Raw genomic sequence first — 2,974 nt, 5'->3', positions numbered from 1 at the left:
CCGCCCTCCACGCGAAGTCCACGCCGAGTACGAGAAGTTGCGAATCGCCGCGTGAAATAGACGGTCAGACACCTGTCCGGCAAACGCGAGGCCCCTCAGGCTGCCTGCCACGCCTTGCTTGCGCGTGCCTTCGCCGCGCTCGCGAACTGTGCTTTCAGGAACAGGGCCGCGAGCAGGCCGGCCACGCCCGGAACCGAAGCTGCCCAACGCCACACGCCTGGAAGACCCCAGACAACTGCTACGGCCACCACGGCCAAAGCGACAACAAGGCTGAGGAGCTTCACGATCACGGCTGCGGGAACTCCACGGACAAGCCGCCATGCTGCTCTGCCTGTCTCCTGGAATGCCGCAGCGCTGCGAGCAGCCTCCCGGAAGACTTCTTCAGGGCGCTCACCGGCGAGAAGTCTCAACTCCTGTTGCTGAGCCGGCGGCAGTGAGTCCCAGGGGCCTGCCGGTTCACGGAGGGCTCGCCGCAGGTCATCCCGACGCGCGCGGGCCGCTCGCAGCCGTTCCCTGAGGCCCCGCTCCGCGATCAATTCCGCTGTCAGCCGGGACTGCCGACGCTGTTCGGACGCCAGATCCCCGTCCGTCGGAGTGGCGAGCTGAGCGAACAGTTCGGCGACCAGGCTGGCCCAGAGGTCCGTCTCCGCGTAGTGCCAGGCGTTGAACTGCACCTGACGGACCGCGGTATGGGACAACGGGTTGTCCGGCCGCGCTGCTGTCTCAACCTCTTGGCGCAGCAGGTTGAGGAAATGGCTCTTGCCTTCACCCCAGTCCCCAAACAGCCCTACCGCCAAGGGAGGCGTGGCGGTGCGCGCGGTGACCAGTTCTGCCAAGGCGGCTGCATCGTCAGTGCGGTCCAGCTCGTCCACAGCGGGAACGGCATCCGACCTGTAGGCCGGCAGGAACCTGGGCAAGGGGCGATCTTCGATGATCTCCCAGGGCCGGATCTCCTCGCGGCTCCCAGTGAACAGAGTCGGCCGGTCTCCCACCTGCCCCCAAATACCCCAGCGGACCCCAGTTGGGTGACCGGTCAGCGGTTCCCCCAGCGGTGCGCCACGGACCGGGTCCCAGAGCCTTACCGTTGCGTCGTCGCCTCCCGTGGCCAGCACGGGACGCCCCTCGATTCTGCCCCAACTCCCCCACCGCACGGTGCCGGTGTGCCCGATCAGCCCACGAGCTGTTGAAGCACCAGGACCGGCGGTGAAGAGGTTCACGACCCGACCGTCACCTCCTGCCGCCAGGACAGCCTGGCCGCCGACAGTGGCCCATTCCCCCCACAACAGGGGGCCGGCGGCCCTCGTCTCACTGACCAGCGTCACGGTGGACGAGGTGGTGTCAACGTTGGTCATCTGGACCTTGCTGCCATCACCGCCGGTAGCGAGGACGGGCTGGTGGTCGACGATCCCCCAGGCCCCCCACTGGGTGGGACCCGTGTTTTTCTCAATTCCCCGAGTCTGCCCGGGTTCCCATAGGTTCACTACCTCGTCTTGGCCACCCGTGGCCAAGACCGGATGGCCGTTGGCCATCCCCCACGCTCCCCACGAGACAGGATGGAAATGACCGTGGAGCGGATTCCCCAGCGGCAGCCCCTCGGCTGGATCCCACCACCGGACCGTTCCGTCCTCTCCCCCGCTTGCTAGCACCGGCCGTCCCTCAATGCGCTGCCATGCCCCCCACAGCACAGGACCATCATGGCCGGTGAGCGAATGCGTGACGGCCGCCAGCAACGACGGGCCCTGGCCCGATTCGAAGAGACCCCACAGGCTAATCGTCCCGTCCTCTCCCCCCGTGGCCAACACCGGCCGACGGCCAACCAACCCCCAAGCCCCCCATCGCGCAAACCCCTCGAAGCCGCGGACGGACAACCCGTCAACCTCGCTGGACGCCGAAGTGGGAAACCAGAAGCTCAGCTCGCCAAGGCCTGCTGCGGTGAGAACAGGCTGGGCGTTGACATACATCAACGCCCCCCAATCGCCAAGGGAAGTCGCGTTGGCGTTGAGTAACGGCTGGCCCAGAGGCACCCCCCGCCACCTAGGACTCGGCGTACCCGACGGTACGTGCAGCACGCCGTGGCGTTCGCTGAGTTCGCGCAGGTCGGAGTGGGCGCCGTAGATCCGGAAAGCGGTTGCGAGCATCAGGCGGAACGTCGTGGGAGCGCCGGCGTCGATCTGGAAGAAGATCTCGTTCCAGAAGTTGAGCGGGCTGGTGAACGCGGGGACCTGACCCCGCGGGAAGCCGATGTTGTCCAGCAGCAGTCGGGCCGAGTGCATGTCGCGGAAGATGTCGGCGATCGCACTGAGGAGCGTGAGCCGTTCCTGGGGAGTGAGCTGAATGTCCCGGGGCGGCTGATTCATTTCTCCAGCTGTCTCCACGCGTAGCCCCCTCCGGCCGAGCGTACGGACAAGATGTCCTCCAGAGCGACGCTGAGCGTGCTCGGCCGTGTGTCCGGATCCGCCCCACCTGCGTTCGCCGGCTGAACCTGGGCCTCACCAGGACATCGGCAGTTCGGGCATGACGGAGTATCAATACCCGCTTGTGTGGGCTTGCGCGGCCCCTTTCAGACTAATGGCCGCATGTAGGGCAGGGACCGGTATCGGCGAACTCGGACCACGCCAGAGGGTCATCGCCGGCTTCCAGTACGGCAAGCAGGGACCACCCCCGCCTGCGCGGGGAGCAGACTGCGTGACCTGCGGCTCCGTGGCCACGATGCTTGGGTTCATAAAGTTTCGGGCCCCCGCGGACCCACCCCCCAGCTCCGTGCCGCTCGGCACGGGACAGCCGTGGCTCGCCGTCCCGGTCGGTGAGCGCCGATCGCCGGCCTTGGGTGGGCGGTTACTCCGTCAGCGCGCCCATTGCCTGATCGAGCAGGTCAGCGAGGGGAACAGCGCCCTCGCCGGCCACCCACCCTCTCGCGGCCGCGTCCAGGCAGGCGAGGGCGGCTGCGACCAGCGCGGTCGGCCTGGGATCCTCG

1 protein-coding gene is annotated in these 2,974 nt (G+C 67.5%); it reads right to left on the bottom strand.

Annotated features, from left to right (window positions below):
- Window positions 1–95: 95 nt before the first annotated feature.
- A complete protein-coding gene (locus ACN6LB_RS45655) occupies window positions 96–2,357 on the bottom strand; it encodes a P-loop NTPase fold protein (protein ID WP_445031074.1) in 2,262 nt (753 codons plus the stop codon).
- Between the last annotated feature and the right edge of the window lie 617 nt (window positions 2,358–2,974).

This window comes from Streptomyces sp. SAS_270 (genome assembly GCF_052543295.1).
This window is presented reverse-complemented; position numbering and strand designations above follow the sequence as displayed.